The organism is Micromonospora sp. NPDC049275 (assembly GCF_043197115.1).
GTDB lineage: Bacteria > Actinomycetota > Actinomycetes > Mycobacteriales > Micromonosporaceae > Micromonospora.
The window spans coordinates 1-20582 of sequence record NZ_JBICSN010000014.1 but is presented as its reverse complement, the minus strand read 5'-3'; the positions used below and the strand labels follow the sequence as shown (position 1 = coordinate 20582).

The window sequence follows — 20582 nt, the reverse complement described above, 5'->3', positions numbered from 1 at the left end:
AACCAGCGGACGCGCGGGAACGTGTCGGCCTCCGGTCATTCACCGACGGGCGGAAGGGGAGTAGCGTGCCCACAGACGACGCGAGCCCCGAGATGCCCACACAACGATGGTTGTGCGGGGGGTGAGGCACAGCCTCGTCTTCCCGGCTGATATCGTTCGCCCCGTCATGGCTGATGACCAAACCCCCCGTCCCGCTGGTGAACCGGACGACTATCCGTCCGGCGCCGGTCAGGGTTGGACCGCGCTCAGCTACCTCGTCGGAGGCATGCTCGTGTGGGGTTTCATCGGCTGGCTGGTCGACCAGTGGCTCGACACCGGTGGCGTCGCCACCGGCATCGGCTTCGTGCTCGGCATGGCTGGGGGAGTCATCCTGGTCATCCGCCGACTCGGCACGCCTACTTAGGAAGGGACGCGGTGTTCGGACAGGCGAACGTCCTGGCAGCTGGCCAGGCGGAATTCCCACCCAGTGTGGAGGACTTCTACCTGCCCAGCATCCTGCCCTGGGGTGTGGAAAATTCGTACTGGGTCACCAAGTTCACCTTGATGATCTGGATCGCGGTCGGCGTGCTGATCATCTTCTTCCTGGCGACCTATCGGAACCCGAAGCTGGTGCCGACCAAGAAGCAGTGGTTCGCCGAGTCGATCTACGGCTTCGTGCGCAACAACATCTCGGTCGACATGATCGGGCACCAGGGTGTGCGGTTCGCTCCGTACTTCACGACGCTGTTCTGCTTCGTGCTGCTGACGAACGCGTTCGCGATCATCCCGCTGTTCCAGATCTCGCCGAACTCGCACATCGCCTTCCCGGCGATCCTCGCGGTGATCAGCTACGTGCTGTTCAACTACATCGGCATCCGGCACCACGGCTTCGGGAAGTACTTCAAGCACGCCCTGATCCCGCCGGCACCGTGGTACATCCTGCCGCTGCTGGTCCCGATCGAGGCGTTCTCGACCTTCATCATCCGGCCGTTCTCGCTTGCCGTACGTCTCTTCGCGAACATGTTCGCCGGCCACATGCTCCTGCTGGTCTTCACGCTCGGCGGCTTCGCGATGCTGAGCGCCAACGCCTGGCTGGCACCGGTCTCGGTGGTGTCCTGGGTGATGACCGTGGCGCTGACCCTTCTCGAGGCGCTGGTAATCGTCCTGCAGGCCTACGTCTTCACGGTGCTGAGCGCCAGCTACATCCAGGGCGCGATCGCCGAAGAGCACTGATCCACGCACCAACCGTTGTCGTCCCGCGTGAGAGTCACGCGTGATAACCAGGAGGAACCACACCAATGGACGCTAGCGTTCTCGCCGAGGTCACCGGTAGCACCGCTGCCATCGGCTACGGTCTCGCCGCCATCGGCCCGGGCATCGGCGTTGGCCTGGTCTTCGCCGCCTACATCCAGTCGACCGCCCGCCAGCCCGAGTCCTCGCGGATGACCCTGCCGTACGTCTGGATCGGCTTCGCCGTCATCGAGGCGCTCGCGCTGTTCGGCATCGCCTTCGGCTTCATCTGGGCCGGCTCCGCAGCCTGATCCAGCCCTTTCGACCGGGAGGTCACCCATGTTGTTCCTCCTCGCCGCCGAGGGTGGTGAGTCAGACCACAACCCGATCATTCCGATCGGGCAGGAGATCGTGGTCGGCACGATCGCCTTCGCCGTGCTCTGCTTCGTGCTGATGAAGTTCGTCTTCCCGCGCATGGAGCAGACGTTCCAGGCTCGGGTCGACGCGATCGAGGGCGGCATCAAGCGCGCCGAGGCCGCCCAGGCCGAGGCGAACCAGCTGCTCGAGCAGTACCGTGCCCAGCTCGCCGAGGCTCGCACCGACGCCGCCAAGATCCGGGACGACGCGCGGGCCGACGCCGAGGGCATCCGGCAGGACATCCTCGCCAAGGCACGGGAAGAGTCCGACCGGGTCATCCAGGCCGGCAAGGACCAGCTCGCCGCCGAGCGGGCCACCATCGTGCGCGAGCTGCGCGCCGAGGTCGGCACGATCGCGGTGGACCTCGCCAGCAAGATCGTCGGCGAGTCGCTTACCGACGAGGCGCGGCGCAAGGGCACCGTCGACCGGTTCCTGAGCGGCCTCGAGAGCACGGGGGCCCGCTGATGCAGGCCGCCAGCCGGGAGTCGTACAAGGTCGCGGCCGAGCGCCTCGACGCGTACGTCCGCGGCGCGGAGCCGTCGGCGGTGACGTCCACCGCCGACGCCATCCTCTCCGTCGCGACCCTGCTGCGGCGTGAGCCGCGGCTGCGTCGGGCGCTGTCCGAGCCGGCTCGCTCCGGCGCGGACCGCGGCGCACTGCTCGGCGACATGCTGGGCGGGCGGATCGGGGCCGACGCTCTCGACCTGCTCGTGACGCTGGTGTCCGGCCGCTGGTCGGCGCCGTCGGAGTTGCTCGACGGCACCGAGCGCCTCGGCGTGGAGGCGCTGCTCGCCAGCGCCGACAAAGCCGGCGAGCTGGGCGAGGTCGAGGACGAGCTGTTCCGCTTCGGTCAGGTCGTGTCGGGTCAGTCGGCGCTGAGCAACACGCTTGCCGACCCGGTCGCCCCGGTCGAGCAGCGGGCCACCCTGGCCCGCGAGCTGCTCGCCGACAAGGCCCGCCCGGTTACCGTCCGCCTCGTCGAGGTGGCGTTGGGCGGGTTCGGCGGTCGCTCCTTCAGCGGGGCACTCACCCGCCTGGTGGAGCTCGCCGCCGAGCGACGCGACCGGCAGGTGGCGTACGTGACCGTCGCGGCTCCGTTGAGTGACTCGGACGAGCGCCGACTGGGAGCGAGCCTCAGCGCGATATACGGTCGAGAGGTCTCCGTCAAGCAGACGGTCGACCCCCACGTCCTGGGTGGCGTGAGCGTGCGGGTCGGTTCCGACCTGTACGACGGCACCATCCTTCGCCGCCTCAACGAGACCCGCAACGCGCTCGCGAAGCGCTGAGCGGCTTCGCCGCCCAGCAACGCGGTGGCTGCGCTACCTCAGCAATGCGGTGGCTTCGCCGCCTCGACGTTGGGGCGGCTCCGCCGCCGCAGCGCCCGGATTGACAGACGCCATTCGGACCGGTCGGTACTAGGTATCCCGGGCCCCTGAATTTTAAGGAAGCAGAGGATGGCCGAGCTGACCATCTCGACGGAGGAGATCCGCGGCGCCCTGGAGCGCTACGTCTCCTCCTACTCGTCCGACGTCTCCCGCGAGGAGGTCGGCACCGTCGCCGACACCGGTGACGGTATCGCCCACGTCGAGGGCCTGCCCTCGACCATGACCAACGAGCTCCTGGAGTTCGAGGACGGCACGCTCGGCGTGGCGTTGAACCTCGACGTCCGGGAGATCGGTGTCGTCGTTCTCGGTGACTCCGCCAAGTTGGAGGAGGGGCAGCGCGTCAAGCGCACCGAGCGGGTTCTCTCCGTTCCGGTCGGCGACGCCTTCCTCGGCCGCGTGGTCGACGCGCTCGGCCAGCCCATCGACGGGCTCGGTGACATCGCCAACGAGGGCTTCCGCGAGCTGGAGCTGCAGGCTCCGAACGTGATGTCCCGCCAGTCGGTGTTCGAGCCGCTGCAGACCGGCATCAAGGCCATCGACGCGATGACGCCGATCGGTCGGGGTCAGCGTCAGCTGATCATCGGCGACCGCAAGACCGGCAAGACCACTGTCGCCCTGGACGCCATCCTCAACCAGCGGGACAACTGGCGCACCGGCGACCCGAAGAAGCAGGTTCGCTGCATCTACGTCGCCATCGGCCAGAAGGCCTCCACCATCGCCTCGATCAAGGGGCAGCTGGAGGAGGCGGGCGCGATGGAGTACACGACCATCGTCGCCTCGCCGGCGTCCGACCCGGCCGGCTTCAAGTACCTGGCCCCGTACACCGGCTCGTCCATCGGGCAGCACTGGATGTACGGCGGCAAGCACGTCCTGATCGTCTTCGACGACCTGAGCAAGCAGGCCGAGGCGTACCGGGCCGTGTCGCTGCTGCTGCGTCGCCCGCCGGGCCGTGAGGCGTACCCGGGTGACGTCTTCTACCTGCACTCCCGCCTGCTGGAGCGCTGCGCGAAGCTCTCCGACGAGCTGGGTGGCGGCTCGATGACCGGTCTGCCGATCATCGAGACGAAGGCCAACGACATCTCGGCCTTCATCCCGACCAACGTCATCTCGATCACCGACGGCCAGATCTTCCTGGAGACGGACCTGTTCAACCAGGGCGTCCGGCCGGCCATCAACGTCGGCACCTCGGTGTCCCGCGTCGGTGGCGCCGCGCAGGTGAAGCCGATGCGCAAGGTCGCCGGTTCGCTGCGGCTCAACCTGGCCCAGTACCGCGAGCTGGAGGCGTTCGCCGCCTTCGCCTCCGACCTGGACCGGGCCTCCCGGGCCCAGCTGGACCGCGGTGTCCGCCTGGTCGAGCTGCTGAAGCAGCCGAACTACTCGCCGTTCCCGGTCGAGCAGGAGGTCGTCTCGGTCTGGGCCGGCGTCGAGGGCAAGCTGGACGACATCCCGGTGGGTGACGTGCGGCGCTTCGAGGCGGAGTTCCTCCAGTACCTGCGGCACAAGCACGAGGGTGTGCTGGCCGGTATCGCCGACAACCAGTGGGGCGACGACATCGTCGGCTCCCTGGAGGCGGCGATCACCGAGTTCAAGCAGGTCTTCCTCGGCAAGGCCGACGAGCGCAAGGTCAACGACGCGCCGGCGCAGCCGCTGGAGGGCGACGAGAACCGCGAGACGGTGACCCGCTTCCGCGACGGCACTACCGACCGCCCGGCCGAGAGCTGATCCGATGGCGGCCCAGGTACGCGTTCTTCGTCAACGGATCCGCTCGGCGAAGTCGATGAAGAAGATCACCAAGGCGATGGAGCTCGTGGCGACGAGCCGGATCGCCAAGGCCCAGGCCCGGGTGCAGGCGTCCCTGCCGTACGCCCAGGCCATCACCGGTGTGCTCACGGCGCTGGCGTCCAACGCGCGGATCGACCACCCGCTGCTCACCCCGCGCGAGCGGGTGCGGCGGGCGGGCGTCCTGTTGGTCACCAGCGACCGTGGCCTGGCCGGCGGTTACAGCTCCAACGCGATCAGGATGGCGGAGTCGCTGATCGCGCGGCTCAAGGCGGACGGCAAGGAGCCGGTGCTCTACGTCATCGGGCGTAAGGGCGTCGGGTTCTACCGGTTCCGCGACCGGCCGATCGAGGCGAACTGGACCGGCTTCAGTGAGCAGCCGTCGTTCGAGGACGCCCGTACCGTGGGTGAGACGCTGATCAAGGCGTTCACGGCCGGTGCGGACGACGCCGACGGCGGGGCCGGTGCGGACGGGGTGCTCGGCGTCGACGAGTTGCACATCGTCTACACCGAGTTCCACTCGCTGATGACGCAGAGCCCGGTCACCAAGGTGATCGGTCCGATGCAGGTGGAGGACCGGCCGCGCTCCGAGGGGCTGCTGCCGGCGTACGAGTTCGAGCCGGAGGCGGAGGCGCTGCTCGACGCGCTCCTGCCGAGGTACATCAACACGCGGATCTACGCGGCGTTGATCGAGTCGGCGGCGAGTGAGTCGGCGTCGCGTCGGCGGGCGATGAAGAGCGCCACCGACAACGCCGAAGACATGATCGAGAAGTACACGCGCGAGATGAACTCGGCTCGCCAGGCCGGGATCACCCAGGAGATCAGCGAGATCGTCGGCGGCGCCAACGCGCTGGCCGCGTCGGGAAGTGAAGTGTGATGACTGCACCAGTAGAGACCAAGACGGCCACGGGTCGCGTGGTCCGGGTCATCGGCCCGGTCGTCGACGCCGAGTTCCCGCGCGACGCCATGCCGCCCCTGTTCAACGCCCTCAACGTCAAGGTGAACCTGTCCGGCGGTGAGAAGACGCTGACCCTGGAGGTCGCCCAGCACCTGGGTGACAACCTGGTCCGCGCCATCTCGATGCAGCCGACCGATGGCCTGGTCCGCGGCGCCGAGGTGACCGACCGCGGCGAGCCGATCACCGTTCCGGTGGGCGACGCCGTCAAGGGCCACGTGTTCAACGCGATCGGCGAGGTGCTCAACCTCAAAGAGGGCGAGACCCTGACCCCGGACGACCGCTGGGGTATCCACCGCAAGGCCCCGGCCTTCGCGGACCTGGAGCCGAAGACCGAGATGCTGGAGACCGGCATCAAGGTCATCGACCTGCTCGCCCCGTACGTCAAGGGCGGCAAGATCGGTCTGTTCGGCGGTGCGGGCGTCGGCAAGACGGTGCTCATCCAGGAGATGATCACTCGGGTCGCCCGCAACTTCGGTGGTACCTCGGTGTTCGCCGGCGTGGGTGAGCGCACCCGCGAGGGCAACGACCTCATCGCCGAGATGACCGAGTCCGGCGTCATCGACAAGACCGCGCTGGTCTACGGCCAGATGGACGAGCCGCCGGGCACCCGGCTGCGGGTGGCGCTCTCCGCGCTGACCATGGCGGAGTACTTCCGGGACGTGAAGAAGCAGGAGGTGCTGCTCTTCATCGACAACATCTTCCGCTTCACCCAGGCCGGTTCCGAGGTCTCCACGCTGCTCGGCCGCATGCCGAGCGCCGTGGGTTACCAGCCGACCCTGGCGGACGAGATGGGCGAGCTCCAGGAGCGGATCACCTCCGTCCGGGGCCAGGCCATCACCTCCATGCAGGCGATCTACGTGCCGGCGGACGACTACACCGACCCCGCTCCGGCCACCACGTTCGCCCACCTGGACGCGACCACCAACCTGGAGCGGTCGATCTCCGACAAGGGCATCTACCCGGCCGTGGACCCGCTGGCGTCCTCGTCCCGGATCCTCGCCCCGGAGTTCGTCGGCCAGGACCACTTCCAGGTCGCCACCGAGGTGAAGCGGATCCTGCAGCGCTACCGCGACCTGCAGGACATCATCGCCATCCTCGGTATCGAGGAGCTCTCCGAGGAAGACAAGATCACCGTGCAGCGCGCGCGGCGGATCGAGCGCTTCCTCTCGCAGAACACCTACGCGGCGGAGCAGTTCACCGGCGTGCCGGGCTCGACGGTCCCGATCAAGGAGACCATCGAGGCATTCCGCAAGATCAGCGAGGGTGAGTACGATCACTTCCCCGAGCAGGCGTTCTTCATGTGCGGCGGTCTCGAGGACCTGGAGCGCAAGGCTGAGGAGCTGATGAAGGGCTGACAGCCCGGATTCGTACCGCAAAAGACTGCCCCGGCAATGTCGGGGCAGTCTTTTGTTCATCTTCGCGTCTTACCATCGTCGCCGTCTGTTACCAGTGGTCGTCGGTCCGGCGGCACGCGAGATACGGTCGGGTCCGCGCGTTCACCAGAACGAGCGCTGACTTCTGCAACCTTTCGACGACGTGCGCCCGTCTCATGTCTGTGGGCGTAACGAACGGAGATGCACGTGGGTAAGGCCGGTAAGCGTGGCCGCAAGTCGTCCATCTGGCGGGGTGTGCCGCGTTGGGCCAAGGTGTGCACCGTCTTCGGCATGGTGCTGACCGTGCTCAGCGGCGGGGTGCTCGTCGGCACCGAGGTGCTGATGGCCCGCTACGAGGGCGCCGTCGGCAAGGCCGACCTCTTCGGTGACCAGGCGGCGGGCGCCAAGGAGAAGAAGAGCGACATCAAGGGCCCGCTCAACCTCCTGCTTGTCGGCATCGACCCGCGTACGCCGACGGCGGCGCCGCTGGCCGACTCGATCATGGTGCTGCACGTGCCGGCCTCGATGGACCGGGCCTACCTGTTCTCGGTGCCGCGGGACCTCTACGTGCAGATTCCGGCGTTCAAGAAGGCCAACTTCCCCGGTGAGAAGACCAAGATCAACGCGGCGATGTCGTTCGGCAGCAAGGTGCCCGGCAAGAACCCCGACGCTGCGCGGGGGTTCGAGCTGTTGGCCACCACTGTGCAGAACGTGACGGGCATCAAGCGGTTCGACGGTGGCGCGATCATCAACTTCACCGGCTTCCAGAAGATCGTCGACGCGATGGGTGGCGTCGACATGTACGTCGAGAGGGAGGTGCGGTCCGAGCACAAGCAGCCGGACGGCACTGCGCGGCCGGGCAAGACGTACGGAGAGGGTTACGTCGGGCCGCAGGCGGTCTACACGAAGGGCACGCACCACCTGAAGGGGTGGCAGGCGCTGGACTACGTCCGGCAGCGGTACCCGAAGAACGGCGTTCCGGACTCGGACTACGGTCGGCAGCGCCACCAGCAGCAGTTCGTCAAGGCGATGGTCGGGCAGGCGTTCAGCGCCGACGTGGTTGCCAACCCGATCAAGCTGGACAAGGTGCTCCGTGCCGCCGGCCAGTCGCTGATCTTCAACGGTCGCGGCAACAGTGTTGTCGACTTCGGGCTCGCCCTGAAGAACATCCGACCGAACACCATCCAGATGATCAAACTCCCCGGTGGTGGGGTCTTCGACGGCAAGACCTACAAGGGTGAGCAGTTCCAGGCAGGCGTCCCGGACTTCTTCACCGCCCTGCACAATGAACAACTGGACCCGTTCCTGCTGGAGCACCCGGAATTCCAGAACAAGACCAAGTAGCCGTGGCGTAGCTCTCCCCACCCGCCTTGGGGTCTGCTCGGCGTCACGACTAGACTTTCGGCAATCCGTCGCCGCAGCAAGGAGACAGCGTGGCACAGCAGCTTCACGTCGAGCTCGTCGCCGTCGAGGAGAAGGTCTGGTCCGGTGAGGCCGAAATGGTCGTCGCCCGGACCACCGAGGGCGAGCTCGGTGTCCTGCCGGGGCACGCGCCGCTACTCGGCCAGCTCGCCGAGCCGGGCGAGGTCCGCATCAAGCTGGCCGGCGGCGAGCAGGTCGCGTACGAGGTGGCCGGCGGCTTCCTCTCGGTGAGCGCCGAGGGCGTCACGGTGCTGGCCGAGAGCGCAACCCCGGTCTCCGCGCAGAGCCGCTGAGTTCACACCGAGGATGGAGATCGTCGAAGGGATCGGGATCGGCGTCGCCGTCATCCTCGTCGCGCTTCTCGTGCTCTTCGTCCGGCGGGCCTTCGTGACCCGCAGCGGTGGCATCATCCGGCTCAGCGTCCGGGTCACCACAGTTCTCGACGGGCGCGGCTGGTCACCCGGCTTCGGCCGGTTCGCAGGTGACGAGCTGCGCTGGTATCGGATGTTCAGCTTCGCGCTCCGCCCCAAGCGGGTTCTCCTCCGCAAGGATCTCGCGGTCGAGCGCCGGCGGTTGCCCGAAGGGCAGGAACGGCTCTCCATGCCGGCCGACTGGGTGATCCTCCGCTGTACGAGTCACCACGCACCGGTGGAGATCGCCATGGCGCGATCGACCGTCACCGGGTTCCTCTCCTGGCTCGAGGCCGCCCCTCCGGGGGCGGTCTCGCCGCGTATGGCCTCCCAGGACTGGCCGGCTGCCTGAGGCTGCTTCGGGTGGCCTGAGGCGGTCCCTTGGTTGCTCTTGTGGGTTTCCGGGGCAGCCCGCCCGGCTCCGGGCGGTCAGGCTTGATCCCTGCGCCGGGCGGGCTGCCCCGGAAACCCGTCGTTGTCGCTGTGCGTCGGTCCGGCGCCGTTACCTGTGCGGTTGAGTCGCGCCTTTTCGGCTTGATCGACTCGATTTTCTTGAATTCGCGGTGTCCCTGTGGCTGGGAGGCCCCGGTTTTCATGAACCCGAGTCGATCTCGGCGCTGGTCGGGCCGGCTGGCCGAGTCGATCACGTGCCGGCTACGCGTGGTTGTGGCCAGATGGGGAATCCACAACCGCACGGCGCTCATCTTCAGCGATTGCCGCCCGGCACCCATAGCACATCGCCTGCCGGATTTGCCGTTCTTGACAGGATAAAGAGCAGATCGGAGAGCCGGTTGAGATACTTTGCCGGGAGCGGGCTGGTCCGATCCGGATCGTGGCTGACCAGCGCCCACGCCGCCCGTTCCGCACGCCGGGCGGTGGTCCGCGCCACGTGCAGCAGCGCCGCGCCCGCGGTGCCGCCGGGGAGGATGAAGGAGTCGAGCTTGCTCAGGCGTGCGTTGTACTCGTCGCACCAGCCCTCCAGGCGCTCGACGTACGCCTCGGTCACCCGCAGCGGCGGGTACTTCGGCTCCGGCTCGACCGGGGTGGACAGGTCAGCCCCGACGTCGAACAGGTCGTTCTGCACCGACGCCAGCACGCCCTGCAGTTCCTCGTCGAGTTGGCCCAGGGCGAGCGCGACGCCGATAGCCGCGTTGCACTCGTCGACATCCGCGTACGCGGCGATCCGTGGATCGGTCTTCGGGACCTGCTCGTTGTTGCTCAGCCTGGTCATGCCGGCGTCGCCGGCCTTGGTGTAGATGCGCGTGAGGTGGACGGCCATGACGCACAGCCTACGGATACCGGACCTGACGATCCCCGCGCGGCCGGACGCCACTGCCGGCTGGCCGGCGGCGGTGGGGCCCGGCGACGCCGGTGATCCGGCGATCCCCGATGTCGACGTCATCCGGATCTGCGGTGGGGCACGGCTGACCGGAACCGTGCACGTGGTCGGCGCCAAGAACTCGGCGCTGAAGCTGATGGCCGCCGCGCTGCTCGCACCGGGCCGCAGCGTGATCACCAACGTCCCGCGGATCACCGACATCGCGATCATGGGGGAGGTGCTGCGCCGGCTGGGCTGTGACGTCCGGTTCGACGCGGACGACCCCGTCGACCCGATGGTGGCACGGGGCGGAATCGCCAGGTCCCGTTCCGTGACCATCGACGTACCCGAGCAACCGGGCGCGGACGCGGACTACGACCTGGTCCGCCGGCTGCGCGCGTCGATCTGCGTGCTGGGTCCGCTGCTGGCCCGCCGGGGGTACGTCCGGGTGGCCCACCCCGGCGGCGACGCGATCGGATCGCGCGGGCTGGACATGCACATCTCCGGGCTGACGCGGATGGGCGCGGAGATCTCCGGTGAGCACGGCTTCGTCATCGCCGAGGCCCCGCACGGGCTGCGCGGCGCCGACATCGTGCTGGACTTCCCCAGCGTGGGTGCGACCGAGAACCTGGTGATGGCGGCGGTGCTCGCCCAGGGCACCACGATGATCGACAACGCGGCCCGGGAACCGGAGATCGTCGATATCTGCACGATGCTCAACCAGATGGGCGCGCGGATCTCCGGTGCCGGTACGTCCACCCTGCGGATCACCGGTGTCGCCGGCCTGCACCCCGTCCGGCACGCCACGGTGGGGGACCGGATCGTCGCCGGCACCTGGGCGTTCGGTGCCGCCATGACGCGCGGCGACGTGACGGTGACCGGGCTGGACCCGGCCTACCTGGAGGTCGCCCTGGACAAGGTCGTCGCGGCCGGCGGCCTGGTCGAGACGCGAGGAGACGGCTTCCGGGTACGCATGGACGACCGGCCCCGGGCGGTGGACGTGGTGACGCTGCCGTACCCCGGGTTCGCCACCGACCTGCTGCCCATGGCGATCGGGCTGGCCGCGGTCAGCGACGGCGCCTCCCTGATCACGGAGAACATCTTCGACGGCCGGTTCATGTTCGCCAACGAGATGATGCGGCTCGGCGCGGACATCAAGACCGACGGCCACCACGCAGTGGTCCGGGGGCGGGAGCGGCTGTCCGGCGCGCCGGTGCGAGCCACCGACATCCGCGCGGGCGCGGGGCTCATCATCGCGGGGTTGTGCGCGGACGGGGCCACCGAGGTCTCCCACGTCCATCACGTCGACAGGGGCTACCCCGACTTCGTGGCCGACCTGCGTGCGCTCGGGGTGGCTGTCGAGCGGGGCACGACCCCGGAGGAGCCCGCTCTGGAGATCTGAGGGCGCAGCCCGCCCGGCGCCCCGGGCAGCGACAGTGATTGCCGCGACCCTTGCGGTGTCAGGCGGCCTTCAGCGACGCCCGCACGTGCCGTCGCGCGTCGTGGATGCGCGATTTCAACGTGCCGACCGGAATGACGAGATGCTCGGCGATCTCGTCGTAGGTCAACTGGCACAGGTCACGCAATACCAGAGGGGCAACGAGTTCGGGTCGGTGAGCCTCCAGTCGCTCCAGCGCGTCCAGCAGGTCGAGCCGGGAGCCCGCGATGACGCTCGTCGTTCGCGGGTCGGCGGCGTCGAGCGGAAGCAGTGGCGTGGACTGCTCGTCGGCCCGGCGCTTGAGGCTTCGGTACGTCTGCCGGGCGCAGTTGGCCGTGACGACGTACAGCCAGGTGGAGAACCTGGACCGTCCCGCGAAACCGCCTATGTTGCGGGCGACCTGCAGAAGGGCATCCTGGCACGCCTCTTCGGCGTCCTGCCGGCACGGGAGGAGGCGTAGACACTGCCGCATGACCTGTGGGCCGATGCTGATCAGCAGGGCATCGAGAGCCGCGGTGTCGCCCGTGGCGGCACGGCTGGCGAGTTCCTCGATTTCAAGATCTTTTGACATGCTCAGCCCCCGTTCCTCAGCGTTGCGTCGGTCATACTACGGGCGTGTCAGTGCCCGACAAGATCGGCCGATACCGCGTTCTGCGGCGTATCGGTTCCGGAGCGTTCGCCACGGTGTGGCTCGGCGCCGACGATGCTCTGGACGCCTCGGTGGCGATCAAGGTGCTGGCGGACAACTGGTCGTACCATGCCGATCTGCGGGAGCGCTTCGAGCAGGAAGCGCGGATCATGCGGCGGACGGATTCCAGTTCGCTCGTACGCGTGCTCGACGTCGGTGAGCTGTCCGACGGCCGGCCGTACCTGGTGATGCCGTACGCGGCCGGTGGAACTCTCGCCGATCGGCTCGTTTCGGGGCCGCTGCCGGTACGGGAGGCACTGCTCGTCGCGGCGGACATCGCCGGCGCGGTCACGGTGCTGCACGAGGCTGGTGTGTTGCACCGTGACCTCAAACCGTCAAATGTGTTGTTCCAGCCGGCTCCGGACCGGGATCGGGTGCTCGTCGCCGACCTCGGTCTGGCCAAGGCGCTCGCGAACGCGTCCGGGTTCACCATCGCCGCCGGCACACCCGGCTACATGCCGCCGGAGCAGGCCACGCCCGGTGGCGGCCTGGACATCCGCGCCGACGTGTACGCGATCGGAGCGACCCTGTACCACATGTTGACCGGGAACCCTCCCGACCAGGCCAGCCGTGCGGGCAGGGGCGGGCGGTCGTTGCCCAGGCCGTCTCAGGCACAGCCCGGTGTTCCATCCACTGTGGATGACCTGGTGCGGCGGGCGCTGCATCACGATCCCCGGCAACGCTGGCCGTCCGCGGCGGCCATGGCCGAGGAGCTGCATCGGGTCATCGCGTCGATCGATCGGGACACGGGCCGTGGCCGGTTCGTGCGGCAGTTGGCGCGAGTTGTCGGCGTCGGGGTCGCACTGATCGCGCTACTGGCGACGACGGCATCCAGTTCCACGCTGCCGGCACGGTCGGGCTGGGTACGCGTGGACGATGCCACCGGTGCCCTTTCCATCGCGGTGCCACCGAGCTGGGCCGGCGAGCTGAAGGACGCCGGCTGGGATCCGGTGGCGCTGCGACTTCCCGCGGGCCACGCGCCGGGTCTCGTGGTCGCCCCGGACCTGACTGCCTGGCCGGACCCGGCGAGCGGGATACCTGGCGTGTTCGTCGGTGTGAGCAGAGCTCTGCTTGCCGGTGGCACGGCACCCGCGCTGCCCAGTCACATCTCCTGCGTCCACCAGCCCGACCGGACCGTGGACGTGGGCGGCAACCCGGCGCGGGTACGACGGTGGACATCGTGTGGCGCCTCGGTCTCGTTCAGCGAGGTGGTGCTCTCCGTGCCGCAGCGCAGCTATGGCGTCTACCTGCAGATCAAGCAGGTCGGCGATACCGACCTGACCGACGAGATCCTGGCCGGCCTGCGGATGTCCAACTCGCTGGCGCCGCAGGCCGGCCGGATCCGGTCCGTCTACTCGTAGCAGTTCTGGTTCGCGTACTGAAGAGTCAGCTCGGTGACCGTGCCGTTTCTCGTCGCGATGCGGTAGACGGCCTTGTCGTTGCCGGGGGTCTTTACGGAGCCACGACCGTTTGCCGCGTCTCCGTCGGCCACCTTCCACCCCGGGTAGATCCGAAGCATCCCGGCGCTGGACATGCCGATTCGGGCTCCCTCGGGCGTCGTGATGCTGCCGTACGCGTCGATGGTGGCGATCCCCAGAGTTCGGGAGACGTTGACATTCCCCCTGTCGGCCGGGGCGGACCGCAGTTGGGCCAGCGCGCACTCGTCCCGGTAGGCGGCGAACGGGCGCAGCATGCCGGTCGCGGTGGCCTGCTCACGGGACATTCCCAGCTTCAGCGAGCCGAGCCCGTTCGGGCCCAGGACGAGCGCGGTGCTGGTGGCGCTGCCGGACGGCCGCGCGGACGGCGAAGACGACGTGGGCGACGCCGACGTGGGCGAAGCCGACGTCCCGGTGGTGGGCGCGCTGGTCGTCTGCTCCGGCGAGCCGGCCGGTGCCGCGTCGCCGCTCCGGTGCGCGGGTGACGAGCACGCCCCCACGAACAGGAGGCAGGTGATAGTTCCGACCACAGGCATTGCACGCATCGTTGGCTCCTGGCTCATTCCACTGGGTTGTTGTCGTAGGGTTCGATGCGCCCGGACGGGAGTTTGTTCGCGGCGCGGAGTCGTGAATCCGTCACCCCAGCGCGGCATCATGTCACGGCCGGAGCCGGCCTGACGCGGCCCGTTTGCTGGCCGCCGCTGAGCGCCCGCACCTCTGCACCGTCGATCACTGTTCCGTGCGTGTCGAGCCGTCCGGCGACGGCGCGCTCCGGCAGGTGAGGCGCCGAGGGTGCCAGGAGCCCTTAGTCGTCGTTCAGGCTCGCCGACTAGGGTGCAGGCAGGCACTCAATCGCAGCGAGGGAGAAGCAGATGGCGGGTCGACTCGCGGTCGTCGGGGCCGGGCTGATGGGCTCCGGCATCGCCCAGGTGGCGGCGCAGGCGGGCTGGCAGGTGACACTGCGCGACCTGGACGACGCGGCCACCACCCGAGGGCTCGGCGGCATCCGGAAGTCGCTGGAGAAGTTCGCCGAGAAGGGCAAGATCGAGGCGTCGGACGTCGAGGCGACGCTCGCGCGGATCACCCCGACCACCGACCTGGAGGCGGCGGCGGACGCGGACATCGTGGTCGAGGCCGTCTTCGAGCGGCTGGAGATCAAGCACGAGGTGTTCCGCGCTCTGGACAAGATCTGCAAGTCCGACGCGGTGCTCGCCACCAACACGTCGGCAATCCCGGTCACGCAGATCGCCGCGGTCACCGAGCGGCCCGAGGCCGTCGTCGGCACCCACTTCTTCTCGCCGGTGCCGATGATGCAGCTCTGCGAGCTGGTGCGCGGCTACAAGACCAGCGATGCCACACTCGCCACCGTGCGGGCCTTCGCCGAGGAGATCGGCAAGACGGTAGTGGTGGTCAACCGGGACATCGCCGGCTTCGTCACCACCCGGCTGATCTCCGCCCTGGTGGTGGAGGCGGTCAAGCTGGTCGAGGCCGGCGTGGTGTCGGCCGAGGACCTGGACACCGCCTGCCGCCTGGGCTTCGGGCACGCCATGGGCCCGCTGGCCACCACCGACCTGACCGGCGTGGACGTGCTGCTGCACGCCTCGAAGAACATCTACACCGACACGGCGGACGAGAAGTTCTTCCCGCCGGAGCTGCTCCAGCGCATGGTCACCGCCGGCGACCTGGGCCGCAAGACCGGCAAGGGCTTCTACACGTACTGAGAGTGACGTCGACCGGGGCGGCTGCCCGCCCCGGTCGACCCTCAGCCGTCGCGCTTGGTGGTCCAGCGGAACGTGGTCAGGCAGAGCGCCAGGCCGATCACGCACCACAGGGCGAGCACAAGCGCCACCCGGCCCAGTTCGAACGACCCGCCCGGCTCCTGGGCGCCGAAGCTCTCCGGCAGGAAGACCGCGCGCAGCCCCTGGCACATCCACTTGAGTGGGAACAGCGCCGCCACCTGCTGCATCCAGGTGGGCAGGTCGGTGAAGACGAAGAACACCCCGGAGATGAACTGGAGCACCAGGGCCACCGGCGTGACCACCGCCGAGCCGCTGCGGGCGCTGCGGGCAAGCGACGAGATGGCGATGCCGCACAGGGTGCACGCAGTCACCCCCAGCATGGACACCCAACCGAAGGTGAGCCACCTCCCGGCAGTGCCGGGTAGGTCGAGGTCGAACAGCGCCACCGCGACGGCCAGCAGCAGCGCCGTCTCGGCGATGCCGATCGCCACCACCATGAGCACCTTGCCGGCGAACCAGACCCACTTCGGCATGGGCGTGCCCCGGTAGCGCTTGAGCACGCCCCGGTCCCGCTCGACCGGGATCCAGATGCCCAGGTTCTGGAAGCTCACGGTCATCAGGCCGGTGGCGATCATGCCGGTGATGAAGTACTGGGTGAACTTGACCCCGCCGCCGATCGTGCCGTGGAAGATCGACGCGAAGATCACGATCATGATGATGGGGAAGCCCATGGTGAAGACCACGGACTCCCGGCTGCGCAGGAACTGGGTGATCTCCAGGCGGCCCTGGCGCAGGGCGAGGCTGCCGGCGCCCGGCCGCCGGCCGGGGCTCGCGGTGACAGGCGTCGCCGGCTTCGTGGTGGTCGTCATCGCGCGTGTCCGATCATGGTGAGGTAGACGTCCTCCAGGGTCGGCCGGGTCACGGTGAGCCCGGGGACCTCGCCGCCGTGGCGCGCGGCCAGGTCGGCCACGAGGGCCGTCGGCGTCGCGGTTTGCGCAAGCTCCAGCGTGCCTTCCGGGGTACGCCAGGAGACCGTCGCGAGGGCCTCCTGGCGATTGCCCAGCAGGTTCGGGGCAGCGACCTCGACCAGAAGGCCGCCCGCGATCACGCCGACCCGGTCGGCGAGCGCCTCGGCCTCGTCCAGGTAGTGCGTGGTCAGCACGATCGTGGTGCCGGCCGCGGCGAGGTCGCGGATCAGCTCCCAGAACTCGCGGCGGGCCTCCGGGTCGAAGCCTGTCGTCGGCTCGTCGAGAAAGAGCAACTCGGGGCGGCCGATGATGCCCAGCGCCACGTCCAGGCGGCGCTTCTGCCCGCCGGAGAGGGTGTGCGTACGGGCCTTCGCCTTGCCGGCAAGCCCGACCCGCTCGATCACCTTGGCCGGGTCGTCGGCATCGGGGTAGAAGCCGGAGAAGTGCCGGACCACCTCGGCGACTGTCAGTTCGTCGAACTCGCCGGTGCCCTGCAGCACGATGCCCACCCGGGACCGCCAGTCCGTGTCGGGATGGGCCGGGTCGGTGCCGAGCACGGAGACCTCGCCGGCGTCGCGACGCCGGTAGCCCTCCAGGATCTCCACGGTGGTGGTCTTGCCGGCGCCGTTCGGGCCGAGCAACGCGAACACCTCGCCGCGGTGGACGTCGAGGTCCACGCCCGCCACCGCCACGTTCTCGCCGTACGCCTTGCGTAACCCCCGGACGGAGATCGCCAGCTCGTCATCCATGCCGTCAAGTGTGCGCCCTGGACCGGCCGCTCCGGTGCCCCGGGGTGTGGCGACGCGCGCCACTGTCGGCAGTTCGCGCCTGGACGTCCGCGACATGGACCTGTGTGGTTTTCCACAACCCGATCTACTGAACGGTAACTTAGACTCCGGCCATGGATGAGACGCCGAGCCGGTTGCCCGAGCGGGACCGCCCGTGGGTGATGCGCACCTACGCCGGCCACTCGTCGGCCGCCGCGACCAACGCCCTCTTCCGCCGCAACCTCGCCAAGGGCCAGACCGGCCTGTCGGTCGCCTTCGACCTGCCCACCCAGACGGGGTACGACCCGGACCACGAACTCGCCGCCGGCGAGGTCGGCCGGGTCGGCGTGCCGGTGGCCCACCTGGGCGACATGCGGGCGCTCTTCGACGGCATCCCACTCGCCGAGATGAACACCTCGATGACCATCAACGCCCCGGCGATGTGGCTGCTGGCCCTGTACGACACGGTCGCCAGGGAGCAGGGCCGGACCGTCGACATGCTCTCCGGGACCACGCAGAACGACATCATCAAGGAGTACCTGTCGCGGGGCACGTACATCTTCCCGCCGGCCGCCTCGCTGCGGCTCACCGCGGACGTCATCGCCCACACGCTGAAGACCATGCCGCGGTGGAACCCGGTCAACATCTGCTCGTACCACCTCCAGGAGGCCGGCGCCACGCCCGTGCAGGAGGTGGGTTTCGCGCTGGCCACCGCAGTCGCCGTGCTCGACGCGGTCCGTGACTCCGGTCAGGTGCCCGCCGAGCGGATGGGCGAGGTGGTCCAGCGGATCTCGTTCTTCGTCAACGCCGGCGTGCGTTTCGTCGAGGAGATCGCCAAGATGCGCGCGTTCGGCGCGCTCTGGGACGAGATCACCCGGGACCGGTACGGGGTGACCGAGGCCCGGCAGCGGCGGTTCCGCTACGGCGTACAGGTCAACTCGCTCGGCCTCACCGAGGCGCAGCCGGAGAACAACATCCAGCGCATCGTGCTGGAGATGCTCGGCGTGACGATGTCCCGCGACGCCCGGGCCCGCGCCGTGCAACTGCCCGCCTGGAACGAGGCGCTCGGCCTGCCCCGCCCCTGGGACCAGCAATGGTCGCTGCGGATGCAGCAGGTTCTGGGGTACGAGTCGGACCTGCTCGAATACCCCGACCTCTTCGCCGGCTCGCACGTGATGACCGCGCTCGTCGACGAGATCGTCACCGGAGCGCGCGTCGAGCTGGCCACGGTGCTGGAGCTGGGCGGGGTGGTCGCCGCCGTGGAGACCGGCTACCTCAAGAGCGCGCTTGTCGCCTCGCTGGCCGAACGCCGCCGCCGGATGGAGTCCGGCGCCGACGTGGTGGTCGGCGTCAACAGGTACGCCGAGACCGAACCCTCCCCGCTGACCGCCGCCGGAGCGGAGGTCGTCGAACAGGTCGATCCCGCGGTCGAGGCTGCGGCCGTCGCCTCCGTACGCCGGTGGCGTGCCGGCCGGGACGACGCGGCGGTCGACGCGGCACTGGCCCGGCTCCGCGCGGACGCCGCGACCACGACAAACCTGATGCCCGCCACCCTGGAATGTGTACGCGCCGGGGTGACCACAGGTGAGTGGGCCGGCGCGCTGCGCCAGGTCTTCGGCGAGTACCGGGCGCCCACCGGCCTGGCCGGCGCCACCGGCAGCGGCGGAGACCCCGGCCTCGCGGCCGTCCGCGAGCGGGCCACCGCCACGGCCCGCGAGCTGGGCCGCGGCCGGCTCCGGCTGCTGGTCGGCAAACCCGGCCTCGACGGGCACTCCAACGGCGCGGAACAGATCGCGGTACGCGCCCGCAACGCCGGATTCGAGGTCGTCTACCAGGGCATCCGGCTGACCGCCGGGCAGATCGTGGCCGCCGCCGTCGAGGAGGACGTCGATCTGGTCGGGCTCTCCGTGCTGTCCGGCTCACACCTGGCCGCCGTACCCGCTGTGCTCGACGGGCTGCGCGCCGCCGGCCGGCCGGACCTGCCGGTGGTGGTGGGCGGCATCATCCCCGCCTGCGACGCCGACACCCTGCGGGCCGCCGGGGTGGCCCGGGTCTTCACCCCGAAGGACTTCGCCCTCACCGGCATCATCGACGACCTGGTGACGGTCATCCGGCACGCCAACGACCTGCCCTGAGCCCCGTTTTCGGTCAGCGACCGGCGTACGTCATGCAGTCGGCCATGTCGTTGTCCGGGCCGACCTTGATCGAAGACGCGTGGCACTCCAACTGCTCGTTGTGCCGGCAGTCGGAACGCTGGCAGGCGCCCACCTGGGCGGTCAGGCCGTCCACGCCGCCACGAACCGCTGACTCGACGAAGGTGTGGCAGTGCGCGTGGTCCACGCTGCCGATGGTGATCGCGAAGGCGTGGCAGTCACCGCCCTGGTTGTACGCACACGCCGCGACCACGCACTCCTGGACCCGGGGCATCTCCATCGCTGTGGTCATGCCGACCTCCTCTAGGCTCTTGCCCCGATCCTAGGCATTTGCCGGTCTCCGAAGACCCGATATGTCCGCCCGCCGATCAGTCCCGGCGGCATCGCTGATCGGGCCGTCTCGTGCCGTCCCGACGGAGCCGTCAGGTTGCGCGTGATCAACACGAGTTCCACTGATGTCGGGGTGTCCTGGCGTCCCGGATACCCCGATATCGGCGAACTCGTGTCGATCACCGCCCGAGCGTTCGACGCGGCCGTCACGGCTCGGACGGGCTGGGCTTAATGTCCGGTTCCGGGGCCGCGTTGGGTGTGATCGGGTGCATCCGTGGGCTGGAATCGTGGCGGGCCGGGGGTCGTTACACACCCTGACGATCGCAGGACCACGGCCACCCGCCCTGTCATGGAGGGTGGGAATGGCCGGTCCGGTCGGGTCGTTGCAGACCCCCGAACGACGCGCAGGGCCGCCGAGCGCACCGGCTAGATCCGGTAGCCCCGGCAAGGCTGATCGGCCCGCACGGCCATCTGCTGCGGCACACCCGCTCACCCGGGCGACCCGCCAGCGAACCAGCCCGCCGGCCCGGGAATCACCCCGGCTCGACGGTCGTTACACACGGTCCCGGCGCCACGAGCCCCCCGGCTCGCAGGCCGCCTCGGGCGCCGCGAGCCCCGCTCGCAGGCGCCGCCCCCCAGACTTTCCCCCTTCTTGTGCAGCGCCGGACGAGGTGCTCACACCCCCGTCACCGCCCCTCTGGTGATGCGGGTGTTCCTACCCCCGAAGGAGCTACCCCCATGAACACGATCTTCCGTAAGAGCATGCTGTCCGTTGCTGGTCTCGCGTTCGCC

General features: G+C 69.2%; 21 protein-coding genes. 15 read left to right on the top strand and 6 right to left on the bottom strand.

What is annotated here, in order from left to right; translation table 11 throughout:
• The first annotated feature begins 166 nt into the window (after nt 1–166).
• The 11 genes from ACGFIE_RS28260 (at nt 167) to ACGFIE_RS28210 (ending at nt 9305) form a co-directional block, all read left to right on the top strand.
• Nucleotides 167–403, top strand: coding sequence for an AtpZ/AtpI family protein (locus ACGFIE_RS28260; RefSeq protein ID WP_266245732.1), 237 nt, complete (start codon nt 167–169; stop codon nt 401–403).
• Between the two features lie 11 nt (nt 404–414).
• Entirely contained in the window at nt 415–1212 is a 798-nt protein-coding gene (gene atpB, locus ACGFIE_RS28255) for a F0F1 ATP synthase subunit A (RefSeq protein WP_393300219.1), read from the top strand.
• A 65-nt stretch (nt 1213–1277) separates the two neighbouring features.
• On the top strand, nt 1278–1520 hold the full coding sequence (locus ACGFIE_RS28250) for an ATP synthase F0 subunit C (protein WP_358107021.1): 243 nt from the start codon (nt 1278–1280) through the stop codon (nt 1518–1520).
• A gap of 31 nt (nt 1521–1551) precedes the next feature.
• Nucleotides 1552–2091, top strand: a complete 540-nt coding sequence (locus ACGFIE_RS28245; RefSeq protein ID WP_393300515.1) for a F0F1 ATP synthase subunit B — start codon at nt 1552–1554, stop codon at nt 2089–2091.
• Nucleotides 2091–2912: a F0F1 ATP synthase subunit delta gene (locus ACGFIE_RS28240; protein ID WP_393300216.1), complete on the top strand. Its 822-nt coding sequence runs from the start codon at nt 2091–2093 to the stop codon at nt 2910–2912. The genes ACGFIE_RS28245 and ACGFIE_RS28240 overlap by 1 nt, the downstream gene beginning before the upstream one ends.
• Before the next feature lie 168 nt (nt 2913–3080).
• Nucleotides 3081–4733: a F0F1 ATP synthase subunit alpha gene (atpA, locus tag ACGFIE_RS28235; RefSeq protein ID WP_393300213.1), complete on the top strand. Its 1653-nt coding sequence runs from the start codon at nt 3081–3083 to the stop codon at nt 4731–4733.
• A 4-nt stretch (nt 4734–4737) separates the two neighbouring features.
• Entirely contained in the window at nt 4738–5667 is a 930-nt protein-coding gene (locus ACGFIE_RS28230) for a F0F1 ATP synthase subunit gamma (RefSeq protein ID WP_266245724.1), read from the top strand.
• Nucleotides 5667–7103: a F0F1 ATP synthase subunit beta gene (gene atpD / locus ACGFIE_RS28225; protein WP_393300210.1), complete on the top strand. Its 1437-nt coding sequence runs from the start codon at nt 5667–5669 to the stop codon at nt 7101–7103. The genes ACGFIE_RS28230 and atpD overlap by 1 nt, the downstream gene beginning before the upstream one ends.
• Nucleotides 7104–7322: 219 nt before the next feature.
• The gene (locus ACGFIE_RS28220) at nt 7323–8465 is read left to right on the top strand and encodes an LCP family protein (RefSeq protein WP_393300207.1); all 1143 of its coding nucleotides are present in this window, start codon (nt 7323–7325) and stop codon (nt 8463–8465) included.
• Between the two features lie 89 nt (nt 8466–8554).
• Entirely contained in the window at nt 8555–8836 is a 282-nt protein-coding gene (locus ACGFIE_RS28215) for a F0F1 ATP synthase subunit epsilon (RefSeq protein ID WP_363679867.1), read from the top strand.
• 13 nt (nt 8837–8849) lie between these two features.
• Complete coding sequence (locus tag ACGFIE_RS28210) at nt 8850–9305, top strand: DUF2550 domain-containing protein (protein WP_393300204.1); 456 nt, start codon at nt 8850–8852, stop codon at nt 9303–9305.
• Nucleotides 9306–9659: 354 nt separating this feature from the next.
• Here ACGFIE_RS28210 and ACGFIE_RS28205 read toward each other — a convergent pair whose 3' ends face one another.
• Entirely contained in the window at nt 9660–10232 is a 573-nt protein-coding gene (locus ACGFIE_RS28205) for a cob(I)yrinic acid a,c-diamide adenosyltransferase (protein WP_393300201.1), read from the bottom strand.
• Here ACGFIE_RS28205 and murA point away from each other — a divergent pair.
• On the top strand, nt 10231–11673 hold the full coding sequence (gene murA, locus ACGFIE_RS28200; RefSeq protein ID WP_393300198.1) for a UDP-N-acetylglucosamine 1-carboxyvinyltransferase: 1443 nt from the start codon (nt 10231–10233) through the stop codon (nt 11671–11673). The two genes, ACGFIE_RS28205 and murA, sit on opposite strands and share 2 nt — an antisense overlap.
• A 58-nt stretch (nt 11674–11731) precedes the next feature.
• On the opposite strand, the gene ACGFIE_RS28195 is transcribed toward murA, so the two are convergent.
• Nucleotides 11732–12280, bottom strand: a complete 549-nt coding sequence (locus ACGFIE_RS28195; RefSeq protein WP_393300195.1) for an RNA polymerase sigma factor — start codon at nt 12278–12280, stop codon at nt 11732–11734.
• A 44-nt stretch (nt 12281–12324) separates the two neighbouring features.
• On the opposite strand from ACGFIE_RS28195, the gene ACGFIE_RS28190 reads away from it, so the two are divergent.
• On the top strand, nt 12325–13758 hold the full coding sequence (locus tag ACGFIE_RS28190) for a serine/threonine-protein kinase (RefSeq protein WP_393300192.1): 1434 nt from the start codon (nt 12325–12327) through the stop codon (nt 13756–13758).
• On the opposite strand, the gene ACGFIE_RS28185 is transcribed toward ACGFIE_RS28190, so the two are convergent.
• Nucleotides 13749–14378 carry a hypothetical protein gene (locus ACGFIE_RS28185; RefSeq protein ID WP_393300189.1) on the bottom strand — a complete coding sequence of 210 codons (630 nt, stop codon included), beginning with the start codon at nt 14376–14378 and terminating at the stop codon, nt 13749–13751. The genes ACGFIE_RS28190 and ACGFIE_RS28185 overlap by 10 nt on opposite strands.
• 327 nt (nt 14379–14705) lie before the next feature.
• Between ACGFIE_RS28185 and ACGFIE_RS28180 the strand changes: the two genes are divergently transcribed.
• Complete coding sequence (locus tag ACGFIE_RS28180; RefSeq protein ID WP_363679853.1) at nt 14706–15554, top strand: 3-hydroxyacyl-CoA dehydrogenase family protein; 849 nt, start codon at nt 14706–14708, stop codon at nt 15552–15554.
• Nucleotides 15555–15595: 41 nt separating this feature from the next.
• On the opposite strand, the gene ACGFIE_RS28175 is transcribed toward ACGFIE_RS28180, so the two are convergent.
• Nucleotides 15596–16441, bottom strand: coding sequence for an ABC transporter permease (locus ACGFIE_RS28175; protein ID WP_363679851.1), 846 nt, complete (start codon nt 16439–16441; stop codon nt 15596–15598).
• The gene (locus tag ACGFIE_RS28170) at nt 16438–17289 is read right to left on the bottom strand and encodes an ABC transporter ATP-binding protein (protein WP_393300185.1); all 852 of its coding nucleotides are present in this window, start codon (nt 17287–17289) and stop codon (nt 16438–16440) included. The genes ACGFIE_RS28175 and ACGFIE_RS28170 overlap by 4 nt, the downstream gene beginning before the upstream one ends.
• A gap of 152 nt (nt 17290–17441) precedes the next feature.
• Here ACGFIE_RS28170 and ACGFIE_RS28165 point away from each other — a divergent pair, with 152 nt between their 5' ends.
• Nucleotides 17442–19442, top strand: coding sequence for a protein meaA (locus tag ACGFIE_RS28165; RefSeq protein WP_393300182.1), 2001 nt, complete (start codon nt 17442–17444; stop codon nt 19440–19442).
• 13 nt (nt 19443–19455) lie between these two features.
• Here the strand turns inward: ACGFIE_RS28165 and ACGFIE_RS28160 are convergent, their stop codons facing one another.
• The gene (locus ACGFIE_RS28160) at nt 19456–19752 is read right to left on the bottom strand and encodes a DUF1540 domain-containing protein (RefSeq protein WP_393300179.1); all 297 of its coding nucleotides are present in this window, start codon (nt 19750–19752) and stop codon (nt 19456–19458) included.
• Between the last annotated feature and the right edge of the window lie 830 nt (nt 19753–20582).